Source organism: Streptomyces sp. NPDC057474, assembly GCF_042802555.1.
Classification (GTDB): Bacteria; Actinomycetota; Actinomycetes; order Streptomycetales; family Streptomycetaceae; genus Streptomyces.
On record NZ_JBHVDX010000066.1, the window covers coordinates 1 to 23,734 of the forward strand.

A 23,734-nucleotide genomic window follows, 5' to 3' on the forward strand; every position below is an offset into this window, starting at 1 on the left:
GGTGGGGGTTGACCCACCGGGGCGGCGCCGTTTCTGTGCGTTCTCCGTGTGCTGCGTCCTACGGGAACGTCAGCTTCCAGCTGTTGATGCGGCCCGTGTCCTGTGCCGCGTTGTCCTGGACCCGCAACTGCCAGACACCGTTGGCGACTTCGGAGGACGCGTTCACGGTGTACGTGGTGTTGATGTTGTCCGTGCTGCCGCCGGTGCCGTACGCCTTCAGCGTGTACGCCGTGCCGTCGGGGGCGACCAGCTGGACCTGGAGGTCACCGATGTAGGTGTGGACGACGTCCACGGCGACGGCGAGGTTCGAGGGCGCGTTGCCGGTCCGGCCGGAGACGGTGATCGACGAGGTGACCGCCGCGCCGTTGTCCGGAATCGATACGTCGGCCGTGTTCTCGAACGACGTGCCGCCGCCCCCGCCACCGCCGGGCCGGGTGCCCACGTTGATGCCCGCCCACGCGTTCTGCACCGCCGTGTACTCGGCGGACGTGGTGCCGTACAGCTCACCGGCGACCGCGAGCGTGCCGGTGCGGGCCGCCGCGTAGTTGGTCGTCGACGTGAACTTCGTGGTCAGCGCCTTGAACCAGATCTGCTCCGCCTTGGCGCGGCCGATGCCCGTCACCGGGAGGCCGTCCGAGGTGGGCGAGTCGTAGCTGACGCCGTTGATGGTCTTGGCGCCGCTGCCCTCGGAGAGGAGGTAGAAGAAGTGGTTCGCGGGGCCCGACGAGTAGTGCACGTCGATCGAGCCGATGCCCGAGTACCAGGCGTCCTTGGACGAGCCGTCCTTGCTCGGCTTGTCCATGTAACGCAGCGGCGTGCCGTCGCCGTTGATGTTGATCTCCTCGCCGATGAGGTAGTCACCGACGTCGGAGGAGTTCGCCGCGTAGAACTCGACCGTCGAGCCGAAGATGTCCGAGGTGGCCTCGTTCAGACCGCCGGACTCACCGGAGTAGTTGAGGCCGGCCGTGTTGGACGTGAGGCCGTGGGTCATCTCGTGCGCGGCCACGTCGATCGACGTCAGCGGGTTGGCGTTGCCCGAGCCGTCGCCGTACGTCATGCAGAAGCAGGAGTCCTGCCAGAACGCGTTGACGTAGTTGTTGCCGTAGTGCACGCGCGAGTAGGCGCCGACGCCGTCACCGCGGATGCCGCTGCGGCCGTGCACGTTCTTGTAGTAGTCCCAGGTCAGCGCCGCGCCGTAGTGGGCGTCGGCGGCGGCCGACTCCAGGTTCGACGGGGCGCCGTTGCCCCACACGTCGTCGGCGCCGGAGAACAGGGTCCCGGTGCCGGAGGTGCCGCGGTTCAGGTTGTACGTCTTGTGGCCGCCGCGCGCGCCGTCGGTGAGGTTGTACGTCGAGCCGGACTGCGTGGTGCCGAGGGTCACCTGGCCGCTGTACACCGTGTTGCCGGTGCCGGTCTCGATCGCCTCCCACTCGTACAGCTTCGCGCCGCTGGTGGCGTCGGTGATGACGTGCAGCTCCTGCGGGGTGCCGTCGTGCTGGAAGCCGCCGACGACCGTCTCGTAGGCGAGGACCGGCTTGCCGCTCGCGGCCCAGACGACCTTGCGCGGTGCGCGGTTGACCTCGGGGCTCTTGGCGTCCTCCGCCTTCGCCGCGCCGAGCGCCTGCTTCTCCGCCTTGGAGGCGGCGACGGCGGGCGTCACCGACTTGACCGCGATCGCCGCCTTGGTGGCCTTGACGATGCCCTCGGTCTCGCCCGCCTTCGACGTCTCGACGACCAGGTCGCCGCCGAGGACCGGGAGGCCGTCGTAAGTCCGCTCGTACCGCGTGTGCACGGTGCCGTCGCGGTCCTTCAGCACGTCACGGACGACGAGCTTCTCCTTCGCGCCGAGGTTCAGCTCCTCGGCCGTCTCCGCCTTCGTCGCGTTGGCCTCGCGTATCAGCTCGGCCCGCTGGGCGGGGGTGAGCTTCACGGAGAGCGCGCCCGGGTCGGCCTTGCCCGCGGCCGACGGTGCCTTCTCCGGGGCGGCGGTGGCGGCGCCCGACTGGACGGCCGCGGCCAACAGGGCGGTGACGGCGACGAGCGCGCCGGCGGCCGCGCGCCGACGGGTGCTGTGGCCGAAGGTGTTACCGGTGTGGGAGGTGCGTCTGTGGGACTGGCGTCTCAACACTGACTCCTTCTGCATGGCCGCGGTTCGCGCGGCCAGGGGAGACCGGACGGCTGGTGGCCGCCCGGGCAGAACAAGGTGAGAACTGTGAACGCGAAACCACATGCGGGGGTGCTTCGCGGCACGGCCAGAGCTACTTGTGAGGTTGCTGTGTCGCGGTTGTGGGCAGAGTGGCAGGAGACTGCGGGTTCTGTCAGGAGCGCGTCAAGAAGTTGGCCGGAAATGGTCCGTTGCCCGGTTGGTCATGTTCGCTATACGGACTGTTTGCTCTGTGGGCTGCTCGCGATACGGGCTGCTCGCGATACGGGCTGCTCGCGATACGGGCTGTTCGCGATACGGGCTGTTCGATGCGGTCCAGCGACTCGACTGCCGTCAGGCAACCCCCTCCCCATGCCACCTCTGCCATAGCGCCGCGTACGCGCCCTTCGCCGTCACCAGCTCCTCGTGTGTGCCGAGTTCCGTCAGCAGGCCGTCCTCCATCACGGCCACGCGGTCCGCGTCGTGGGCGGTGTGGAGGCGGTGGGCGATGGCGATGACGGTGCGGCCGTGGAGGACGGCGGCGAGGGCGCGTTCGGTGTGGCGGGCGGTGGTGGGGTCGAGGAGGGCGGTGGCCTCGTCGAGGATGAGGGTGTGGGGGTCGGCGAGGACCACGCGGGCGAGGGCGAGCTGCTGGGCCTGGGCGCCGTCGGTGCGGCGACCGCCCTCGCCGAGGCGGGTGTCGAGGCCGTCGGGGAGGTCGCGGACCCAGTGGTCCGCGCCCACGGCCGTCAGCGCCGTCCACAACTCCTCGTCCGTGGCCGCCGGTTCGGCGATCAGGAGGTTGTCGCGGACCGTGCCCAGGAAGACGTGGTGCTCCTGGGTGACCAGGACGACCTGGCGGCGCAGACGTTCGGGCCCGAGGTCGACGACGGGGACCCCGCCGACCGTCACCGTGCCCTCGGTCGGCGCGTCGATGCCGGCCAGCAGGCGGCTCAGCGTCGTCTTTCCGGCGCCGGACGGGCCCACCACCGCGAGTCGTTCTCCGGGGCGGACCGTCAGGTCCACGCCGCGCAGCACCTCGCCGCCCCGCTCGTAGGCGTAACGGACACCGGTCACGTCGATGCGGTCGTCCGCCGGTTCCGGGGTGTCGGCGGAGCCGACGCGCGGGGCACCGGCCAGCCCCTCCACCCGGGCGAACGAGGCGCCGCTGCTCTGCAGCAGCTCGACCCGCATCAGGATCTCGTCGAGCGGGCCGCTGAGCTGTTGCAGGTACAGGGCCGCCGACACCACCGCGCCCAGGCTCACCGAGCCGCGCACGAGCAGCGCCCCGCCGAGGAGGAGGACCAGCACCTGGGGCACGAAGTACGAGACCTCGACGCCCGGGAAGAACACCGTGCGCAGGAACAGGGTGTGGAACCGCCGCCGCCGGGACACTTCCAGCGCGTCCCGGCTCGCCGTGGTCCGCCGCCGCTCCAGCCGCAGCGCCTCGACCGTACGGGCCCCGGACGCGGTCGCCGCGACGATCTCCGCGACCTCGGAATTGGCCGCGCCCTCGGCGAGGTACCCGGTGCGCGCCCGGCGCAGATACCAGCGCAGCACCAACCCGATCCCGCTCAGCCCGGACAGGGTGCACACCCCGAGCAGCGGGTCCAGCGCGAACACCGCGCCGATCAGGAACAACGCCTGCACCGAGCTGATCAACAGTTCGGGGCCCACGTCACGCAGCGTCTTGCCGACCGCGTCCACGTCGGCCGTGCCGCGCGCCGTCAGATCACCGGTCCCGGCCCGCTCCACGACCGACGCCGGCAGCGCCAGCGTCCGGTCCACGAACTCCTCACGCACCCGCGCCAGCGTCCGCTCCCCGAACCGGTGCCCCACATACCGGGCCCAGCGCGCCAGCAGCAACTGCGCCACCGCGCACAGCAGGATCGTCGCCGCCAGCCGGTCCACCGCCCCGACGCCACCCCCGCCGCGCACCTCGTCGATGATCCGCCCCAGCAGCCAGGGCCCGGCCAGCCCCATCGCGGCGGCCGCCCCGTTCAGCCCCAGCACGGCGAGGAACGCCCGCCCGTCCGCCCGCACCAGCCGTACGGTGGCCCGCCGCACGGCGGCCGCCTCCGCGATGGGCAGCCGGCCGGAGGAGTGGGGGGTGGCTTCGACCGCGGTCACCGTACGGCCTCCTCTGTCGTGGTGTTGTCCATGTCCTCCGCCTCGCCCGCGTCCCGGGCCACCAGCGCCCGGTATCCGGGCTCGCCCGCGAGGAGCTCGCGGTGGGTGCCACCGGCCGCGACCTTGCCGTCGACCAGGTGGAGGACGGTGTCCGCGTGGTCGAGGACGAGGGGCGAGGTGCTGGTGACGAGGGTCGTACGGCCCTCGCGGGCGGCCCGCAGCCGCTGGGCGACCCGGGCCTCGGTGTGGGCGTCGAGCGCCGAGGTCGGCTCGACGGCGAGCAGGATCTCGGGGTCGGCCACCAGCGCCCGCGCCAGCCGTACGCGCTGCCGCTGGCCGCCGGAGAGGTTGCGGCCCTGCGCGTCGATCGCCGAGTCGAGGCCGTCCGACAGGCCCTGCACGATGTCCTCGGCCACGGCCGCGCGCAGCACCCGCCCGGCCGTCGCGTCGTCGATGTCGCCGTGTCCGCCGAGCAGTTCGCGCAGCCGGCCCGCGAACAGGTCGGCCTCGTGGTCGGCGACCAGGATCCGCGCGCGGACCTGCGCCAACGGGATCGCGTCCAGCGGGGTTCCGCCCCAGGTCACCGCAGTCGGCGCGTACCGGCCGAGCCGGTCCACCACGGCCGCCGCGTCGGCCGGCCGGTCGGCGGCCAGCGCGACCAGCCGCCCGGGCGGCACCCGTACGCCCGACTCGGGGTCGTGCAGCGCGCAGGGCTCGGCGGGCGCGTCCGTGGTGCCGTGGTCCGGCAGCGGCTCCAGGGTCACGAACCGGATGACACGCCGCGCGGCCACCACCCCGCGGCTCACCTCGTACCCCCAGTCGACGAAGTACGACACCGGCCGCACCAGCACGGTGACGTACCCGTACACCGCCACCAACTCGCCCACGGTGATGGCCCCTTGGGCGGCGAGGCGGGCCGCGAGCCAGGTCACCACCGCGAGGAACAGCGTCGGCAGCCCCACCCCGAGCGCCTGCATCCAGCTGGTCACCGCCCCCACCCGGTACCCCTGCGCCCGCAGCCGCTGCGAGTCCCGGTGGAACGCGTCGGCGACCAGCCCCTTGCCGCCGAGCCCGTTGAGGACACGCAGCCCGCCCGCGAGGTCCGCGATCCGCGCGGTCAGCACGCCCTGGCGCTCCCGGTACTCCGTCTCCGTGCCCTGCAGCCGCCGCATCAACGGCCCCACGATCACGGCCATCAGCGGCATCCCGAGCAGGACGACCGCGGCGATGGGGAGGGAGACCGACACGAGCAGCCCGGCGACCACCAGGTACGCGGCGAACGCGCCGACCCCCGGGCCGATGACCGTCAAGGAGGAGGAGATCGTGTTGACGTCTCCCACGCCGATCGTGACGACCTCCCCGGCGCCGACGCGGCGGGGCAGCGCCGCCCCCAGCCGGACCGCGTGCGCCATCACGACCTTCACCGTGCGGAAGTTGGCGTCCATCCGCACACGGGTCATCGTGCGGTGGCGCATGATGCTCAGCCAGGCGTTGAAGGCGCCGACGCCGAAGAGCGCGGCCGTCCAGCCGGCCAGGGCCGGGTAGTCACCGGGTTCCAGTCCCTCGTCGATCGCCCGGGAGAGCAGGTACGGGGTGGCCGCGAGCAGCACCATCCATACGCAGGAGATGAGCGAGCCGAGTGCGGAGCGGCCCGCCTGTTGCTTGACCAGCCACCACAGGTAGCGGGCGCCGCCTCGGCAGTCGGGTGTGCCGGGGTCCTCGTACGCGTTGATCATCGGCCCCCGATTTCTGTGTGGACATGGCTGACTGGGTGCGTTCTTGGGTGCGGGCTGTGTGTGGCTTGTCGCGCGGTTCCCCGCGCCCCTGACGGGGCGCTGCCCTACGCCAAGCTGTCCCGCCATGCCCGGTGCAGGTCCGCGAACCTGCCCGTTCCCGCGATCAGGTCCGCCGGGGTGCCGTCCTCGACGATGTGGCCGTGTTCCATCACCAGGACCCGGTCGGCGATCTCGACCGTGGAGAGGCGGTGGGCGATCACGACGGCCGTGCGGCCGCGCAGGACCGTGGACATGGCGCGCTGGACCGCCCGTTCGCCCGGGATGTCGAGGGAGCTGGTCGCCTCGTCCAGGATGAGGACGGCCGGGTCGGCGAGCAACGCCCGTGCGAAGGCGACGAGTTGGCGCTGACCGGCGGAGATACGGCCACCGCGCTTGCGTACGTCGGTGTCGTAGCCGTCGGGCAGGGCGGTGATGAAGTCGTGGGCGCCGATGGCCTTGGCGGCGCGCTCGATGTCCTCGCGCGTGGCTTCGGGGCGGCCGATGGCGATGTTCTCGGCGACCGTGCCGGAGAACAGGAACGACTCCTGGGTCACCATGATCACCCCGCGCCGCAGCTCGGGCACCGAGAGGTCGCGCAGGTCGACGCCGTCCAGGAGGACCTGCCCGGACGAGGGGTCGTAGAAGCGGGCCACCAGCTTGGCGAGGGTCGACTTGCCGGCGCCGGTGGAGCCGACCACCGCCACCGTGCTGCCCGCCGCGAGGGTGAGGTCGAAGCGCGGCAGGACCTCGCCGCCCGTGCGGTACGCGAACCGCACGTCGTCGAACACGACCTCGCGGCCCGGGATTTCGGAGGCCGCCGCCGGCAGCTCCTTGGGCTCGGCGGGCTCGGGCACCGACGGGGCCTGGGCCAGCAGGCCCGCGATCTTCTCCAGCGAGGCCGCCGCCGACTGGTACGAGTTGAGGAACATGCCGAGCCGGTCGATCGGGTCGTACAGCCGCCGCAGATACAGCACCGCCGCCGCCAGCACACCCAGCGCCAGCGTCTCCGACGCCACCCGGTACGCGCCCCACAGCACGATCGCCGCGACCGTGATGTTGGCGACGACACGGGAGCAGACCACATAGCGGGCCATCTCCAGGATGGCGTCGCCGTTCTTGCGCTCGTGGTGCCGGTTCAGGGCACCGAACTCCGTGTCGTTCGCGGTCTCCCGGCGAAACGCCCGCACCGGGCGGATGCCGTTCATCGTCTCCGCGAACTTCACGATTACCGCGGCGATCGCGCTGGACCGGGCCGTGTAGACGCTCGCCGCGCGCCGCCGGTACATCCGCACGAACCCGTACAGCGGCACGAACGACGCCAGCGCCGCCGCCCCCAGCCCCAGGTCCAGCCAGAGCAGCATCGCGGAGATGTAGACGAAGGCGAGGATCACGCCGATGAGTTCCTGCAGACCCTCGTTGAGCAGCTCGCGCAGCGACTCGACGTCCGTGGTGGACCGGGAGATGAGCCGGCCCGAGGTGTACCGCTCGTGGAAGTCGATGCTCAGCGCCTGGGCGTGCCGGAAGATCCGGCCGCGCAGATCCAGCAGCACGTCCTGGTTCACCCGCGCGGACGCCCCGATGAACGCGTACTGCAGCCCGCCGGCCGTCAGCGCGCACGCCAGATACCCGACCCCCACCGCGACCAGCGGCCCGTGGCGGCCGTCCCGGAGCGCCGGTACGGCACTGTCGATGGCGTACGCCACCAGCAGCGGGCCCGCCTGCACCGCCGCCTGCTGGAGCAGGAGCAGCACACTCGCCATGACCACCCGGGCCCGCATGGGCGCGAGCAGGGAGCGCAGCAGCGCGAGGGTGGCACCCGGGGGCGTGGGGAGGTCGTCGTGGTCGAACGGGTCGCCGTCGGCGGCCTGCCGAGCGGGGGGCTGTCCGCCGCCGGGCGCCTCGCCCGTCGTCGTGCCCGCCGCCTTGTCCAGCTCCTCGTTCGGCTCCTCGTTCGGTTCCTTGTTCGGCGCGGCGGTCATGGGCGCCGTCATCGTTCGTCCCCCTCGGTCCCGGACATCAGATGGGCGTACTCCGTGTTCGTGCGCAGCAGTTCCTGGTGGGTGCCCACCGCCGTGACACGGCCACCGGAGAGCAGGGCCACGCGGTCCGCGAGCAGCACCGTCGACGGGCGGTGCGCCACGATCAGCGCGGTGGTGTCCGCGAGCACGCGGCGCAGTGCGGCCTCCACCGCGGCCTCCGTGTGCACGTCCAGTGCCGACAGCGGGTCGTCCAGCACGAGGAAGCGGGGGCGGCCGACCACCGCCCGCGCCAGTGCGAGGCGCTGCCGCTGGCCGCCGGAGAGGCTCAGGCCCTGCTCGCCGACCTGGGTGCCGGTGCCCTGGGGGAGCGCGTGCGCGAACTCCGCCTGTGCGATGGACAGGGCGCGGTCCAGCTCGGGTTCGCCCGCGTCCGGCCGGCCGCCCATGAGGACGTTCTCGCCGACGGTCGCCGAGAAGAGGGTGGGTTCCTCGAAGGCCACCGCCACCAGGGCGCGCAGCGATTCCCGGGGCATTTCGGTGATGTCGTGGCCGTCCAGCGTGATGCGGCCCGACGTGACCTCGTGGAGGCGGGGGACGAGGGCGGTGAGGGTGGTCTTGCCGGAGCCGGTGGCGCCGACCAGGGCCATCGACTCGCCGGGGCGGATGTGCAGGTCGATGTGGTCGAGGGTGGGGGTGGTGTCGGGGGCGGCGTCGGGGTAGCGGAAGGTGACGTCGTGGAACCGGAGTCCGCTGCCCGCGGCGGGGGCGGCGGGGGCGGCGGGGGCGTCGGCCTGCGTCGTCGACTCCGGCTTCTCGTCCATCACCTCGAAATACCGCTCCGTCGCCGTCGCCGCCTCCTGGCTCATCGCCAGCAGGAAGCCGATCGAGTCGACGGGCCACCGCAGCGCGAGGGCCGTCGACAGGAACGCCACCAACGTCCCCGCCGACAGCACCCCGTCGGCCACCTGAACCACACCGAGCACCAGCGCCGCGCCGATCGCCAGCTCGGGGAGCGTGATGATGACGCCCCAGATCGCCGACAGGAGGCGGGCCTTGCGCAACTCCGTTCCCCGCAAGGTCCGCGACAGCTCGCGGAACGCGCGGGCCTGACTGCGGTGCCGCCCGAACCCCTTGATGATGCGGATCCCGAGGACGCTCTCCTCGACGACCGTGGTGAGGTCGCCGACCTGGTCCTGCGCGAGGCGCGCGACCGCGGCGTACTTCTTCTCGAAGAGGACGCAGGTGACGATCACGGGGACGACAGGCCCCAGGATGACGAGCCCGAGGGTCCAGTCCTGGAGCAGCATGATGATGACGCCGACCACGATGGTCACCGCGTTGACCAGCAGGAACGTCAGCGGGAAGGCGAGGAACATCCGCAGCAGCATCAGGTCGGTCGTGCCGCGCGAGAGCAGCTGCCCGGAGGCCCAGCGGTCGTGGAAGGCGACCGGGAGGCGTTGCAGATGCCGGTAGAGATCCGCCCGCATCGACGCCTCGACCCCGGCGAGGGGCCGCGCCACGAGCCAGCGACGCAACCCGAACAGCAGCGCCTCGGCGAGGCCGAGCAGCAGCAGGTACAGCGCCCCGAGCCACACGCCGGCCGGGTCCCGGTCGGCGACCGGCCCGTCCACCATCCACTTCAGGACCAGCGGGATGAACAGGCCCACGCAGGAGGCGACTATCGCGACGAACGCGGCGACGGACAGCCGCGCCCGCACGGGCCGCACGTACGGCCACAGCCGCAGCAGCGTGCGTACGGCGGACCGCCCCTCGGCCTTCCCGGGGGCCCCGGCCCTCTCGGGCTCACCGGGCTGCACGGCGGTCTCGGGTTCCTGGGTCCGGTCGGGTTCCTCGGCGGTTGCACGTGTCGTGGGCATCAGCAGCGAGCCTACGGATCGCCACTGACATCGCCCACCGAGTTTTGGCCGGACCGCGATCGGTCATCGGTCCTACGACCTGCGCGGGCGCGGGGGCGTACGGGGAGATCAGGGGGGTCGTACCGATACATCAACCGATCGGCTGATGTCTGTTCGAGCGCGATGGCCGATGTGTTCCCGTGCGCTCCGCAGGGATTCTCGACACACACCACAAGTCGTCCACACCCGTCATCGAGGTCACCGACCTGCGCAAGTCCTACGGCGGCCGGAACGTCGTCGACGGTGTTTCCTTCACCGTAGAGGAGGGCGAGATCTTCGGGACCCTCGGCCCGAACGGCGCCGGCAAGACCACCACCGTCGAATGCGTCGAGGGCCTGCGGGTGCCCGACGCGGGCCGGGTCCGCGTCACCGGCCCGGACCCGGTCGCCGAGCACGAGCGGGTCGTCCGCGTCCTGGGCGCCCAGTTCCAGCAGAGCGAGTTGCAGCCCGAGCTCAAGGTCAGCGAGGCGCTGGAGCTGTACGCCGGCTTCTACCCGAACCCGGCCGACCGGCGCCCGCTCACCGAACGCCTGGGCCTCACCGCTCACCTCCGCAGCCGGTTCGCGAAGCTGAGCGGCGGCCAGAAACAGCGTCTGTTCATCGCGCTCGCCCTCATCGGCAACCCACGGATCGTGGTCCTGGACGAGCTGACCACCGGCCTCGATCCACGGTCCCGCCGCGACACCTGGGGAGCTCTGAGCGGGATACTCGCGAGACTCCGACGCGGGGCCATGACAGACACGTCGTAGATCATTCACGGGACAGTGCCTAGCTCGGGTAGGGCAACAGACCAGCGTTGATCCTCTCCCAGGCTGCCTTCAGCTCGGCCAGCAGCTCCGGCTCGTCGGGGGTGCGGTCGGCCTGTTCGCGGGAGTCGGCGGTCAGGTTGTACAGGTGGTCGGCCCCGGTGGCGTCCCGGTAGTACTTCCAGTCGCCGCGCCGGAGCGCCCGGTTGGCCCGGACCCGCCAGAACAGGTCGCGCTCGGGCACCCGTTCGCCGCGCAGCAGGTGGCCGGCGAGGCTCTTGCCGTCGAGCGGGTACGCCGGGTCGGGCCGGGCGCCGCCCAGTTCCAGGAGGGTCGCCGTCCAGTCGGGGGAGAACAGCGGCTCGTGACTGACCTGGTGGCCGTCGATCCGGGCGGGCCAGCGCAGGATCGTCGGCACCCGGATGCCGCCCTCCAGCAGCACGAACTTCTCTCCGCTGAGGGGCCAGTTGTAGGAGTAGCGCTCGCCGCCGTTGTCGCTGGCGAACAGCACAACCGTGTTCTCCTCCTGCCCGGACCGGCGCAGCGCGGCCAGGACCTCACCGACGGCCGCGTCCAGGCTCTCCACCATCTGTGTGTACTTCTCGACCGAGCCGCCGTCGAAGTGGTTGAGCGCCCGGGACACCTCCGCCTGCGTCTTCGCGGCCCGGATCTTCGCCGCGATCTCGGCGCCGGTCTCCTGGTCGTCCTCCGCGAGCCAGGGCCAGTGCGGGGTGGTGAAGTTGAGGTTCAGCAGCCACGGCTTGTCGTGCTTGCGTCCGACGTACTCGACGGCCCGCTCGGTCAGGACCTCCGTGTAGTAGCGCAGGTCCTTGTACTCGGCGTCCCCTTCGTAAAGGTCGTACGCGCCCAGCTGGCCCAGCTTGGAGAAGTACTCCAGCACGCCCCCGAAGTTGCCGAAGAACTCGTCCCAGCCCGACTTGGTGGGGCTGTAGTCGGGCAGCCAGCCGCAGTGCCACTTGCCGATCAGCGCGGTCGCGTAGCCCGACTCCTTCAGCAAGGAGGCCAGTGTGGGGTGGCTCGGGTCGAGGCCCTGCGCCCTGTTCGCGATCGGCTCGGCGAGCCCGCCCGGCGTACGCCCCGGAAACCGCCCGGTGTAGAGGCTGAACCGGGTCGGTGAGCAGGTCGCCGACCCCGAGTGCGCGTCCGTGAACCGCACCCCCTGCCGGGCCAGCCGGTCCAGGTTGGGCGTCTTGATGTGCGGTGCCCCGTACGAGGAGAGGTCGGCCCACCCGAGGTCGTCACCGAGGATGACGAGGAAGTTGGGACGCTTGCCGGAGGCGGCTGCGGGGCGGGCCTTGAAGGGGCGTTCGGTGGGGCCGGCCTCGGCGGGCACGGCCTCGGCGGTGGCGGCCGTACCGGCGACGGCGGTCACGGCACCGCCACCGACGAGACCACCGAAGGCACGACGGGATATCTCAGGCATGCGATCGAGTTGATCAGCCGGCCCGATCCCCTGACCAGAGATCCGACGCGGGTTCACGCACCTGCCACAGTCCTGAAACGTTGCCTCAGCCGACCACTGTCAGCCGATCACCCGGAGCAACAGCACGCACCGCGCCGGGACCGTAACCGCCGCCCCCGCCCGATGCACCACCCCCGGCCCCTCCCCCTGTTCCTCCCGTGACGTGTCGACGACCACCTCGTACCGTTCCGCCCACGGCGTCCCCGGCAGGACGAAGCTCACCGGGCGGTCGCCGGCGTGGAGGACGGTGAGGAAGCTGTCGTCGAGGATCGGGGCGCCTCGGGCGTCCCGGCCGGGGATGTCGCGGCCGGAGAGGTACATGCCGAGGGTCGCGGCCGGCGCGTACCAGTCCCGTTCGGTCATCTCGGTGCCGCGTGCCGTGAACCAGGCCAGGTCCCGCAGCCCGTCCGCCGAGTGGGCCCGGCCGGAGAAGAAGGCCCGGCGACGGAGGACCGGGTGCGCGTGACGGAGGTCGATCAGACGGGCCGTCAGGTCGAAGAGCGCCTTCCAGTTGGGGTCCTCCATGAGGCCCCAGTCGACCCAGCTGATCTCGTTGTCCTGGCAGTACGCGTTGTTGTTGCCCCCCTGGGTGCGGCCCAGTTCGTCCCCGGCGACCAGCATCGGCACGCCGGTGGACAGCAGCAGCGTGGTGAGCAGGTTCCGCAACTGCCGCCGCCGCAGCGCCCCTACGCGCTCATCGTCCGTCTCGCCCTCGGCACCGCAGTTCCAGGACCGGTTGTCGTCCGACCCGTCCCGGTTCCCCTCCCCGTTCGCCTCGTTGTGCTTGCGCTCGTACGACACGAGGTCCCGCAGGGTGAAACCGTCGTGCGCGGTGATGAAGTTGACCGACGCGTACGGCCGCCGTCCGCCCCACGCGTACAGGTCGCTCGACCCCGACAGCCGGTACCCCAGGTCCCGTACGTCCGGCAGCGCGCCCCGCCAGAAGTCCCGGACGGCGCCCCGATAGCGGTCGTTCCACTCCGTCCAGAGGGGAGGGAAGGCCCCGACCTGGTAGCCGCCCGAGCCCACGTCCCACGGCTCGGCGATCAGCTTCACCCGCCGCAGCACGGGATCCTGGGCGATGACGGCGAGGAACGGGGACAGCATGTCGACGTCGTGCATCGAGCGCGCGAGCGCGGCGGCCAGGTCGAAGCGGAAGCCGTCCACGCCCATCTCCGTCACCCAGTACCGCAGCGAGTCGGTGATCAGGCGCAGGACGTGGGGCTGGACCACGTGCAGGGTGTTCCCGCAGCCGGAGTAGTCCGCGTACCGGCGGGCGTCGCTCTGCAGGCGGTAGTAGCCCCGGTTGTCGATGCCGCGCAGCGACAGGCTCGGGCCGCGTTCGTCGGCCTCGGCCGTGTGGTTGTAGACCACGTCGAGGACGACCTCGATACCGGCGGCGTGCAGGGCCCGCACCATCCGCTTGAACTCCCCGACCTGCTGCCCGGCCGTGCCCGACGACGCGTACGCCGCGTGCGGGGCGAAGTAGCCGATCGAGTTGTAGCCCCAGTAATTGCGCATGCCCCGGCGCAGCAGATGGTCCTCGTGGGCGAACTGGTGCACGGGCAGCAGCTCCACCGCCGTCACGCCCAGCTTCACCAGGTGCTCGATCGCGGCCGGGTGCGCCAGACCGGCGTAGGTGCCGCGCAGTTCCTCGGGGATGCCCGGATGGGTCATGGTGAAGCCGCGTACGTGCAGCTCGTAGATGACCGAGTCCGCCCACGGGGTCTTCGGGCGGCGGTCGTCGGCCCAGTCGTCGTCATCGTGGACGACGACGCCCTTCGGGACGTGCGGCGCCGAGTCCCGCTCGTCGCGCACGGTGTCGGCGACATGCTGCTCGGGCCAGTCCCGGACGTGCGCGTACACCTCCGGCGGCAGACTGAACTCGCCGTCCACGGCACGCGCGTACGGGTCGAGAAGGAGCTTCGCCGGGTTCCAGCGGGCGCCGGTCCAGGGGTCCCAGCGGCCGTGCACGCGGTAGCCGTACCGCTGCCCAGGCAGGACGTTCGGCACGAAGCCGTGCCAGATCTCATGGGTCAGCTCGGTCAGCCTCAGCCGGGTCTCCTCGCCCGCCTCGGAGAAGAGGCACAGCTCCACGGCCTCCGCCCCGCCCGCCCACAACGCGAAGTTGGTGCCCGCGACCCCGTCGGGGCCCACCCGGAACCGCGCGCCGAGCGGCGTCGACGCCCCCGGCCACACGGGCCTCGTCTCCGGCGCGGCCTCATCGCGCCGACCCCCGTTCAGCACGGTGCCCGGACGCGCGGCCGGCACCCCGCGCGTCCCCCGCACTTCCTCCTGCTCGGCTGCGCTCGACACCTCAGGCCTCCCGCGGCTCGGTGGGGCGACGGGAAAGGGGGAGCAACGTGTCCCTGCCACTGCTCCCCACCGAGTCGTCCTCCCAAGGGTTCTGCCCAGAGCACGCCTCGCACTCACGTTTCCCGGGGGCGTGCGCCGTCGTTGGGCCGCACGTGAACCACGCACAGACGCACGCGCGCCGCGCCGTGACCGCCCTGGCCGCCGCACTCACCTGGACAGGCCTGCTGGCCGGGGCCGCCGGATGCACCGCCGGACCGCCGCTGACCAGCGGAAAGGCGCCCGACGACACCATCCGGGTCTCACCGGAGGACGGCAGCAAGGGCGTGCGCCCGGAGCAGCGCTTCGAAGTACGGGTGCCCAGTGGGCGCCTGGAGTCAGTCAAGGTCGTGAAGTCCCAGGACGCGCAGGAGTCACCCGTACCGGGCAGGCTGTCCGCCGACGGGCTCTCCTGGCGCCCCACCGGCTCACCGAAGCTCGCGCTGGCCGCCAGGTACACCGTCGACGCGGTCGCCCTCGACGGCCACGGCCGCCGCTCGGCACGGCATGCCACCTTCACCACGTACGTGCCCGACGAGCGCTTCATCGCGTACGTCACGCCGGAGAACCGGGCCACCGTCGGCACCGGGATGATCGTCTCCCTGGAGTTCAACCGGGAGATCGCGAATCGCGCCGCCGTGGAACGCGCCGTCGACGTGACCGCCGAACCGGCCGTCGAGGTCCGCCCGCACTGGTTCGGCAGGGAACGCCTCGACTTCCGCCCCGAGACGTACTGGAAGCCCGGCACCAGGGTCACGGTCGGCCTGCGGCTGCGGGACGTCGAGGGCGCGCCCGGTGTCTACGGGCAGCAGTACAAGACGTTCTCCTTCACCGTCGGCCGCCACCAGGTGAGCGTGGTCGACGCGGCGGAGCACACCATGCGCGTGGAACGCGGCGACGGCGTGCTCGCCACGCTCCCCATCACGGCCGGGGCGCCCAGGACCACGACGTACAACGGGAAGATGGTCGTCACCGAGATGCTGGAGGTGACCCGGATGAACGGCGCCACCGTCGGCTTCAAGAAGGCGAACGGCAAGGGCGAGTACGACATCCCGGACGTCCCGCACGCCATGCGCCTCACCACCTCCGGCACCTTCCTGCACGGCAACTACTGGGCCCAGGACGCCTTCGGCAGGACCAATGTCAGCCACGGCTGCGTGGGACTGCGCGATGTGAAGGGCGGCAGTTCCGGCACCCCCGCGGGCTGGTTCTTCGACCGCAGCCTCATCGGGGACGTCGTCGAGGTGATCAACAGCAACGACAAAAAGGTCGCTCCCGACAACGGGCTCGGAGGGTGGAACATGGGGTGGAATGAATGGAAAGCGGGTGCCGCGGTGAAGTAGACCGACATAGGTGTACGCGCGCGGGGGGAGCCCGTGAGGGTGGGACCAGGGCGGGATCGGGGCTGGATCAGGGCCGGATCAGGACTGGATCAGGGCTGGGGATTGTTCAAGTTGGGACTGAACGGTGACATTCGCCGAGGTCAATCCATCCCGATCATCTGGTTAATGTACGTGCGTACGCGCGCGCTGCGCGTAGGGGTGCGGGCCTGATCAGGCCGTGCGAGGGGAGAACAGAAAGTTGAACGGGCGACCGATATCGGGGGCGTCGGTTGGCGCGCGGACTCGGCGGCGCAAAGGGGTCCTGGCCATGCTGCCGGTCCTGATGCTGCTCGCCGTCACCGCGTGCGGCGGAGGCGGGGGTTCGGACTCGGGCTCCGACGGCGACAAGGGGAAGGGCTCCGACAAGAGCGCCTCCGACAAGGCGGCCACCAAGGCCTCGGAGGCGGTGGTCTCCATCGCTCCGAAGAACGGCGCCGATGACGTGGCCACCAGCGGCGACCTCAAGGTGACCGCGACCAAGGGCAAGCTGTCCGAGGTCACGGTCGAGAACGACAAGGGCGAGAAGATAGCCGGCGAGATATCCGGGGACGGCACCGGCTGGACGCCGTCCATCCACCTCAACTCGGCCACCGAGTACAAGGTGCACGCCGTCGCGAAGGACTCCGAGGGGCGTGAGGCGGCCGAGGACTCGTCCTTCACCACGCTGACCCCGAAGAACACCTTCGTCGGCATCTTCACCCCCGAGGACGGCTCGAAGGTCGGCGTCGGCATGCCGTTCTCGATCCGCTTCACGCGGGGCATCACCGCCCCCGAGGATGTCGAGAAGGCCATCACCATCAAGACCGAGCCGGCTGTCGACGTCGAGGGCCACTGGTTCGGCAACGACCGCATCGACTTCCGCCCGGAGAAGTACTGGAAGGCCGGCACGAAGGTCACCGTCGACCTCAACCTCGACGGCGTCGAGGGCCGCGACGGTGTCTACGGCGAGCAGAGCAAGAAGGTCTCCTTCACCATCGGCCGCAGCCAGGTCTCCGTCGTCGACGTCAAGAAGCTCACGATGAAGGTCTCGCGCGACGGCAAGGTCATCAAGACGATCCCCGTCACCACCGGCAAGCCCGGCATGGAGACCTGGAACGGCCAGATGGTCATCAGCGAGCGTCTCAGCGTGACCCGGATGAACGGCGAGACGGTCGGCTACGGCGGCGAGTACGACATCAAGGACGTGCCGGACGCCATGCGTCTGACCAACTCCGGCACCTTCATCCACGGCAACTACTGGGGCGGCGACGCCTTCGGCAACTACAACGCCAGCCACGGCTGCATCGGCCTGCGCGACACCCGCGGCGGCTACGACCGCGGTGCGCCGGGCGCCTGGTTCTTCGACAACTCGATGGTCGGCGACGTCGTGGTCGTGAAGAACTCCAACGACCGGACCGTGGACCCGGACAACGGCTACAACGGCTGGAACATGGCGTGGGACAGGTGGAAGGCGTAAGCGCTCCCGCTTGACAGCCCTGACGTACGGCCCCGGTGTGATGTACGGCACCGGGGCCGTTGCCGTTAGTCGCCGTTAACCTGCCCTCATGACTGTGCACCTCGAAGTCGCCGAAGGCGTAGGCACCATCCGCCTCGACCGCCCCCCGATGAACGCCCTGGACATCGCCACCCAGGACCGCCTCAAGGAAGTCGCCGAGGAGGCCACGCGCCGCGACGACGTACGCGCGGTGGTGATCTACGGCGGCGAGAAGGTGTTCGCGGCGGGCGCCGACATCAAGGAGATGCAGGCCATGGACCACGCGGCGATGGTCGCGCGGTCCCGGGCCCTGCAGGACTCCTTCAGCGCCGTGGCCCGTATCCCCAAGCCGGTCGTCGCGGCCGTCACGGGCTACGCGCTGGGCGGCGGTTGCGAGCTGGCGCTGTGCGCGGACCACCGGATCGCCGGGGAGAACGCGAAGCTCGGCCAGCCGGAGATCCTGCTCGGGGTGATCCCGGGCGCGGGCGGCACCCAGCGGCTGTCCCGCCTCGTCGGCCCCTCCAAGGCCAAGGACCTCATCTTCACCGGCCGCATGGTCAAGGCGGACGAGGCCCTCGCGCTCGGTCTGGTGGACCGGGTCGTCCCGGCCGACGAGGTGTACAGCGCCGCGCACGAGTGGGCCGCCAGGCTGGCGCGGGGGCCGGCGATCGCGCTGCGGGCGGCCAAGGAGTCGATCGACGCGGGTCTGGAGACCGATCTGGAGACCGGGCTCGCGATCGAGCGGAACTGGTTCGCGGGGCTGTTCGCCACGGAGGACCGCGAGCGCGGGATGCGGAGCTTCGTGGAGGAGGGGCCGGGCAAGGCGAAGTTCCTCTGACGGCAATGGAGTCAGGGCCGGGGCACCGAAGTCCGGCCCACAAGTTCCGCTGATCGACTTGCAGTTGACGCGATGTATTACCCGCGTCCCCCGAAGGAGCGGTTTATCCGAGCCTTAAGGCAGCCTTAAGTAATCTTTGCCCAAGGCTCTTGGCGTTGACTCACGTTCGGGTTGTTCGCACAGGTCAGAGGGGCTGTCGCGGTCGGCTGATTGCCGTTGGCATATGTCATCCGAAACCTCCGGAATGGTTGGTTCCGGGGGTTGTATTCCTGTGGAACGACCCCGGAAGGGGCTCGGGGCGGCCATGATGGGGGCATGGCGGGGCTGGAGGGTATCGAACAGCCGCGGCGGCACGGGAGTGCGACCGCGGCGCGTTGGTCACCTGCGATCGAGGACGAACGGGCGCAGAAGGCGCTGGAGTTGTTCGGCGACCCGACCGAGGGAGAGGTCCCGCTGCCGTCCCGTCCCGAGTCCGCGGCCACCGCCCGGCGGCTCGCCCAGGTCGTCGTCCTCCGACAGTGGCGGCTGTCGCCGAAGATGACCGAGGACGCCGTCCTGCTCGTCTCCGAACTCGTGGGCAACGCCGTGCGGCACACCGGGGCCCGCGTCTTCGGACTCCGCATGCGCCGCCGGCCGGGCTGGATCCGGGTCGAGGTCCGCGATCCCTCGCGGGGGTTGCCCTGTCTGATGCCGGTGCAGGAGATGGACATCAGCGGGCGAGGGCTTTTTCTGGTCGACGAGTTGTCGGATCGGTGGGGGGTCGATCTGCTGCCGCGTGGGAAGACGACGTGGTTCGAGATGCGGGTCGCGGATCGGTAGGCCGGATGTCCGCCGGCGACCGTTCGTGGGTGGTCGCGCCCGCGCGTGCGGAGCCGCCCATGTCACAGCCCCGCGCGCCTGAAGGGGCACCCCACGTCCCGTATGTCGCAACGCGCACCTCCGCCGATCGGGCCAATCGCCGGAATTCGTGCTCGACCTCCCTATAAAGGTCGCGTGACCACGCCCCGCACACCCCTCATGCAGTGCAACCTCGTGCAGCGCGGCCTTCTCGCGGCCGCCGTTCTCGCCGCCGTGGCCGCGTGCGGCTCCGAGAACAGGACCAACGAGCAGGAGCAGCGGATCCGGGCCGACCGGGCCGCTGCCGAAGCCGAAGCGGCCGAGCGGAAGAAGAAGCAGCGGACGGCGGTCCGGGGACTGCGCGGCATGCCGCCCGTGCTGGACCCCGAGGACGTCTACGCCGCCGACCGCCCGAACCGGCTCTCCCCGGTGGTCAAGGACTTCCCGTCCCGGGTGTACGTCCCCAACAGCGAGTCCGACACCGTCTCCGTCATCGACCCGAAGACGTACGAGATCATCGAGACGATCCCGGTGGGCCGCCAGCCCCAGCACGTCGTGCCCTCCTGGGACCTGAAGACCCTGTGGGTCAACAACAACCGGGGCCACACCCTCACCCCCATCGACCCGAAGACGGGGAAGGCGGGCAAGCCGGTCGAGGTGCACGACCCGTACAACCTGTACTTCACCCCGAACGGCAAGTACGCAGTCGTCATGGCCTCCCTCGACCGCGAACTCGTCTTCCGCGACCCGCACACCATGAAGCGGGTCAAGACCGAGCCGGTCACCTGCTACGGCGTCAACCACGCCGACTTCTCGATCGACGGCACGTACTTCATCGTGTCGTGCGAGTTCAGCGGTGAACTCCTGAAGGTCGACACCGAGAAGATGAAGGTCATCGGGCAGCAGAAGCTGCCGTTCGAGGGGGCCATGCCGCAGGACGTGAAGATCTCACCGGACGGCGAGCGCTTCTACATCGCCGACATGACGGCCGACGGCATGTGGGTCCTGGACGGCGACAAGTTCGACGAACCGAAGCTGCTGCCCACCGGCAAGGGCACCCACGGGCTGTACGTCGGCCGCGACTCCCGCGAGATGTACGTCTCCAACCGCGGTGAGGGCTCCGTGTCCGTCTTCGACTTCACCGAGAACAAGCTCACCAAGAAGTGGCACCTACCCGAGGGCGGCAGCCCCGACATGGGCGGAGTCTCCGCCGACGGCAAGGTCCTGTGGCTCTCCGGCCGCTACGACTCCGAGGTGTACGCGATCGACACCCGCAGCGGGGAGCAGCTCGCCCGCATCCCCGTCGGCAGCGGCCCGCACGGCCTCGCGGTGTACCCGCAGCCCGGCCGCTACTCGCTCGGCCACACCGGCATCTTCCGGTGACACATGACAACCGGGCGGGCTGACACGCCTCCATACGAGTGAGGGTCCCCGGCCCGGCGCCGCGCAGCCGAGATCGTGCTCAGCATGATCACAACTCGTCTGCGGCGCCGGGCCGCCGCCGTCGTCCTGTCCCTCTCCGCCGTCCTCGCGACCTCCGCCGCGACCGCTCCGGCACAATCCCGGACCCCGGCACAGTCCCAGACCCCGGCCCAGGCCCGGACCGCGGCCGAGGCCGCCCCTGCCTGTCCCCGGTTCGACGACCCGGTCCACGCCGCCGTCGACCGCCGCGTGGACGTCGACCGCATCACCCCGGAGCCGGTCTGGCGCAAGACCTGCGGCACGTTGTACCGCAGCGACAGCCGGGTCCCGGCGACCATCTTCGAGCAGGGCTTCCACCCCAAGGACGTCATCGAGGGGCAGTACGACATCGAGCAGTACGTCCTGGTCAACCAGCCCTCGCCGTACGTCTCCACGACGTACGACCACGACCTGTACAAGACCTGGTACAAGTCCGGCTACAACTACTACATCGACGCCCCCGGCGGCGTGGACGTCAACAGGACCATCGGCGACCGGCACAAGTGGGCGGACCAGGTCGAGGTCGCCTTCCCCGGCGGCATCAAGCCGGAGTACGTCATCGGCGTCTGCCCGGTCGACAAGACGACCAGGACGGAGAAGATGAGCGAGTGCGAGAGCAACCCGCACTACGAGCCCTGGCACTGAGGCCGGCCAGGGTCCCCGCCAGTGACGGGTGTGCCTATCGGGCGCTGAGCAGTATCTCGGAGCCCACCGGCAGATAGCCGGCCGACTGGAACGCCCGCACGCTGCGGGCGTTCCCCGGCGCGATCTGCGCCCACAGCGGCTCGGCGACGAGATGCCGTGCGGCGGTCACCAGCGACCGGCCCAGCCCCCGGTGCCGTGCGCCCTCGTCCACCTCGACCGAGACCTCCAGCCGCCCGGCGATTCCGCGGCCCGTCGTCAGGACACCGCCGTCCGCCGTCCAGACCCGTACGTCGTCACGGCGTCGCCGCGCGTACGCGACGCGGGGGTGCCCGGCGTCCTCGATCTCCTTCAGCGGCAGCGGCGGTTCGCCCGGCAGGGGTGCGGCGACCAGCATCGCGTCGATGGTCTCGGACGTGCGGCCCGTCCGTTCCATGAAGGCCGCCAGGAACCGTGGGTTCATGCTCGCGGACAGCACATCGCACTCCGCCGCCGCCAGGGTCTCGTACACCCACTGTGGATCCTCGTCCGTGAAGACGACGGAGTGTGCCGTGAAGCACAGGACGCCCGCGTCCCGGGGGGAGTGCTGAGAGACGACGGTGGTACCGCCGTCCGCCGGTGGGAAGACACCCCCGGCCGCCGCATCCAGAATGTCCCGCAAGCTCTTCATCACCGTGCTCCCCGAATCTCCTTGACCCTTCAGCCTTGAGCCTCCACCCACTGGAAGGCCCACACTCGCAGACATGATCGAAAACGGCACCGGCCTTTTCACCATCGGGCAGCTCGCCCGCGGCTCCGGTCTGTCCGTCCGCACGATCCGCTACTGGTCGGACGAGGGCGTCCTGCACCCGGTCACCCGCAGCGCGGGCGGCTACCGGCTGTACGACGCCGAGTCCGCGGCCCGGCTCGAACTCATCCGCACCCTGCGGGAGCTGGGCCTCGGCCTGGACCACGTACGGCAGGTGCTCACGGGCGAGACGACCGTCGCGGAGGTCGCGGCCACGCATGTGGCCGCGCTGGACGCGCAGATCCGTGCCCTGAAGGTGACCCGGGCGGTGCTGTCGACCGTGGCGCGACGCGGCTCGACCGCGGAGGAGACGACGCTGATGAACAGACTGGCCCGGCTGTCCGCCGCCGAACGAGGACGGATCATCGACGACTTCATGGAGGAGACCTTCGGGGGACTCGACACCGCCGACCCCGACATCCGTACGCGGCTGAGGTTCAGCCTCGCGGATCTGCCGGAGGACCCCACGCCCGGGCAGGTGGACGCCTGGGTGGAGCTCGCCGAGATGCTCCAGGACCCGGGGTTCCGGGCCCGGATGCGGCAGACCGTCGAGTTCAACGCGGCGGACCGGGGGCCGGAGGTGCCGTCGGGCACCTCCCTGTGGTTCATGAGCCGTCTGGTGCAGCTCGCGGGGGAGGCGCTGCGGGCGGGCGTCGACCCCGCCTCGCCCGCCGCCGACGAGGTGCTGACCGGGCTGCTCGGCGACGCCGACCGGGCCGTCCTGCTGGAACGCGTCACATCGGCGGCCCACGCCGAGCTGGCCCGGTTCCGGGAGCTGGCCGCGCTGGTGCGGGGCGTGGAGCCGCTGTCGGCGCACACCGAGGAGTTCGCGTGGGTGGTCGCCGCACTCCGCGCTCGCGTGGCCGGTTAATCTGACCTGCGTCAGTAGGACTGTCAGCAGGACTGCCTGGAACAGGCAGGGCACCAAGAAGGGGCGGATCGGTGGCGGACATCGAGGCAGCGCGCAAGGAGTTCCAGCGGATCGACGCGGACGGCGACGGGTTCATCACCGCCGCGGAGTTCAAGACCGCACTGGCCCAGGAGGGCGACTGGAACGTCACCGAGTCCGTGGCGGAGGTCATCATCCGCACCCGCGACCTCAACGGCGACAAGCTCCTGTCGTTCGACGAGTTCTGGGCCCACCTGGGCAACTGAGCCAGGACGGAGGGGCGCCCACCGTCGCGTACGACGGGGGCGCCCCTTCGTCATGCCGACGGCCGGAAGCGGACGACGGTCAGCCGTCGGCCCACTTCCGCAACGCGGCCTTGCTCGCGAAGTCCGCCACGTTCTTGTCGACGGGGTTGTCCGTGTACTGGTGGAAGCGCCACTTGGCCTTGATACGGGGTTGGCCGGCGGTGACGTAGTCGGCGATCCAGAGGCCGTCGCCCGCGTAGGACGTGGAGTCGACGGTCAGCCAGTAGCTGCGGTTGCAGTAGAGGATCACCCGGTGGTTCGGCCGTAGTTCCTTGACCTTGCGGATGAAGCGGTCCTTCTCGGCGTTGCCGGCGTGGGTGCCCTCGCCTGTCGTCTCCCAGTCGACGGCGAGGATGTCGCCCGCCTTCTCCGGGGCCTTGCCGACGAAGTACTCGGCCTGGGCGGTCAGGTTGCCGGGCCAGAGGAAGTGGTAGTAGCCGACGACCAGGCCTGCGTCGCGGGCGGTTTTGGTCTGGGCGGCGAGTTTGGGGTTGGTGTAGGTGCGGCCCTCGGTGGCCTTGATGAAGACGAAGGAGAGGCCGCTGGTGTCGTAGGAGGAGGACTGGTAGGAGCTGACGTCGATGCCACGCAGCAT

At 70.8% G+C, this 23,734-nt stretch carries 17 protein-coding genes and 1 pseudogene; 9 read left to right on the forward strand and 9 right to left on the reverse strand.

Annotation, left to right across the window (positions count from 1 at the left end; genetic code table 11):
* Positions 1-58 precede the first annotated feature (58 nt).
* From ACFU53_RS20115 to ACFU53_RS20135, 5 genes are all read right to left on the reverse strand, one after another.
* On the reverse strand, positions 59-2,143 hold the full coding sequence (locus ACFU53_RS20115) for a M4 family metallopeptidase (protein WP_383993887.1): 2,085 nt from the start codon (positions 2,141-2,143) through the stop codon (positions 59-61).
* 354 nt (positions 2,144-2,497) lie between these two features.
* A complete protein-coding gene (locus ACFU53_RS20120; protein WP_383993890.1) occupies positions 2,498-4,273 on the reverse strand; it encodes an ABC transporter ATP-binding protein in 1,776 nt (591 codons plus the stop codon).
* A complete protein-coding gene (locus ACFU53_RS20125; RefSeq protein WP_383993893.1) occupies positions 4,270-6,009 on the reverse strand; it encodes an ABC transporter ATP-binding protein in 1,740 nt (579 codons plus the stop codon). Before ACFU53_RS20125 ends, ACFU53_RS20120 begins: the two co-directional genes overlap by 4 nt.
* Positions 6,010-6,113: 104 nt before the next feature.
* A complete protein-coding gene (locus ACFU53_RS20130; RefSeq protein ID WP_383993896.1) occupies positions 6,114-8,039 on the reverse strand; it encodes an ABC transporter ATP-binding protein in 1,926 nt (641 codons plus the stop codon).
* Entirely contained in the window at positions 8,036-9,904 is a 1,869-nt protein-coding gene (locus ACFU53_RS20135; RefSeq protein ID WP_383993899.1) for an ABC transporter ATP-binding protein, read from the reverse strand. Before ACFU53_RS20135 ends, ACFU53_RS20130 begins: the two co-directional genes overlap by 4 nt.
* 194 nt (positions 9,905-10,098) lie before the next feature.
* On the opposite strand from ACFU53_RS20135, the pseudogene ACFU53_RS20140 reads away from it, so the two are divergent.
* A pseudogene (locus tag ACFU53_RS20140) lies at positions 10,099-10,656 on the forward strand (ABC transporter ATP-binding protein); the annotation flags it as partial.
* A 55-nt stretch (positions 10,657-10,711) separates the two neighbouring features.
* Here the strand turns inward: ACFU53_RS20140 and ACFU53_RS20145 are convergent.
* Both ACFU53_RS20145 and glgX read right to left on the reverse strand, forming a co-directional pair.
* The gene (locus ACFU53_RS20145) at positions 10,712-12,133 is read right to left on the reverse strand and encodes a sulfatase (RefSeq protein WP_383993901.1); all 1,422 of its coding nucleotides are present in this window, start codon (positions 12,131-12,133) and stop codon (positions 10,712-10,714) included.
* Between the two features lie 99 nt (positions 12,134-12,232).
* Positions 12,233-14,488, reverse strand: coding sequence for a glycogen debranching protein GlgX (gene glgX, locus ACFU53_RS20150; RefSeq protein WP_383993904.1), 2,256 nt, complete (start codon positions 14,486-14,488; stop codon positions 12,233-12,235).
* Positions 14,489-14,640: 152 nt separating this feature from the next.
* Here glgX and ACFU53_RS20155 point away from each other — a divergent pair, with 152 nt between their 5' ends.
* From ACFU53_RS20155 to ACFU53_RS20180, 6 genes are all read left to right on the forward strand, one after another.
* The gene (locus ACFU53_RS20155) at positions 14,641-15,867 is read left to right on the forward strand and encodes an Ig-like domain-containing protein (protein ID WP_383993907.1); all 1,227 of its coding nucleotides are present in this window, start codon (positions 14,641-14,643) and stop codon (positions 15,865-15,867) included.
* A gap of 238 nt (positions 15,868-16,105) precedes the next feature.
* Positions 16,106-17,362: an Ig-like domain-containing protein gene (locus ACFU53_RS20160; protein ID WP_383993910.1), complete on the forward strand. Its 1,257-nt coding sequence runs from the start codon at positions 16,106-16,108 to the stop codon at positions 17,360-17,362.
* An 88-nt stretch (positions 17,363-17,450) separates the two neighbouring features.
* Positions 17,451-18,218, forward strand: coding sequence for an enoyl-CoA hydratase/isomerase family protein (locus ACFU53_RS20165; protein WP_383993913.1), 768 nt, complete (start codon positions 17,451-17,453; stop codon positions 18,216-18,218).
* A gap of 315 nt (positions 18,219-18,533) precedes the next feature.
* On the forward strand, positions 18,534-19,037 hold the full coding sequence (locus tag ACFU53_RS20170; RefSeq protein WP_383993916.1) for an ATP-binding protein: 504 nt from the start codon (positions 18,534-18,536) through the stop codon (positions 19,035-19,037).
* Positions 19,038-19,211: 174 nt separating this feature from the next.
* Entirely contained in the window at positions 19,212-20,438 is a 1,227-nt protein-coding gene (locus tag ACFU53_RS20175; RefSeq protein ID WP_383993919.1) for a YncE family protein, read from the forward strand.
* A gap of 75 nt (positions 20,439-20,513) precedes the next feature.
* Entirely contained in the window at positions 20,514-21,161 is a 648-nt protein-coding gene (locus ACFU53_RS20180; RefSeq protein ID WP_383993922.1) for an ADP-ribosyltransferase, read from the forward strand.
* 34 nt (positions 21,162-21,195) lie between these two features.
* Here ACFU53_RS20180 and ACFU53_RS20185 read toward each other — a convergent pair whose 3' ends face one another.
* Positions 21,196-21,828: a GNAT family N-acetyltransferase gene (locus ACFU53_RS20185; protein WP_383993925.1), complete on the reverse strand. Its 633-nt coding sequence runs from the start codon at positions 21,826-21,828 to the stop codon at positions 21,196-21,198.
* 73 nt (positions 21,829-21,901) lie between these two features.
* On the opposite strand from ACFU53_RS20185, the gene ACFU53_RS20190 reads away from it, so the two are divergent.
* Together ACFU53_RS20190 and ACFU53_RS20195 are read left to right on the forward strand one after the other, a co-directional pair.
* Positions 21,902-22,816, forward strand: a complete 915-nt coding sequence (locus ACFU53_RS20190) for a MerR family transcriptional regulator (protein WP_383993928.1) — start codon at positions 21,902-21,904, stop codon at positions 22,814-22,816.
* A gap of 71 nt (positions 22,817-22,887) precedes the next feature.
* A complete protein-coding gene (locus ACFU53_RS20195; protein ID WP_383993931.1) occupies positions 22,888-23,100 on the forward strand; it encodes an EF-hand domain-containing protein in 213 nt (70 codons plus the stop codon).
* Positions 23,101-23,179: 79 nt separating this feature from the next.
* Here ACFU53_RS20195 and ACFU53_RS20200 read toward each other — a convergent pair whose 3' ends face one another.
* On the reverse strand, positions 23,180-23,734 hold the full coding sequence (locus tag ACFU53_RS20200) for a glycoside hydrolase family 25 protein (protein WP_383993934.1): 555 nt from the start codon (positions 23,732-23,734) through the stop codon (positions 23,180-23,182).

Coding starts and splice junctions, on each gene's coding strand:
- ACFU53_RS20115 (WP_383993887.1), bottom strand. CDS start 2,143: ATGCAGAAGGAGTCAGTGTTGAGACGCCAGTCCCACAGACGCACCTCC.
- ACFU53_RS20125 (WP_383993893.1), bottom strand. CDS start 6,009: ATGATCAACGCGTACGAGGACCCCGGCACACCCGACTGCCGAGGCGGC.
- ACFU53_RS20130 (WP_383993896.1), bottom strand. CDS start 8,039: ATGACGGCGCCCATGACCGCCGCGCCGAACAAGGAACCGAACGAGGAG.
- ACFU53_RS20135 (WP_383993899.1), bottom strand. CDS start 9,904: ATGCCCACGACACGTGCAACCGCCGAGGAACCCGACCGGACCCAGGAA.
- ACFU53_RS20145 (WP_383993901.1), bottom strand. CDS start 12,133: ATGCCTGAGATATCCCGTCGTGCCTTCGGTGGTCTCGTCGGTGGCGGT.
- ACFU53_RS20165 (WP_383993913.1), top strand. CDS start 17,451: ATGACTGTGCACCTCGAAGTCGCCGAAGGCGTAGGCACCATCCGCCTC.
- ACFU53_RS20170 (WP_383993916.1), top strand. CDS start 18,534: ATGGCGGGGCTGGAGGGTATCGAACAGCCGCGGCGGCACGGGAGTGCG.
- ACFU53_RS20185 (WP_383993925.1), bottom strand. CDS start 21,828: ATGAAGAGCTTGCGGGACATTCTGGATGCGGCGGCCGGGGGTGTCTTC.
- ACFU53_RS20190 (WP_383993928.1), top strand. CDS start 21,902: ATGATCGAAAACGGCACCGGCCTTTTCACCATCGGGCAGCTCGCCCGC.
- ACFU53_RS20200 (WP_383993934.1), bottom strand. CDS start 23,734: ATGCTGCGTGGCATCGACGTCAGCTCCTACCAGTCCTCCTCCTACGAC.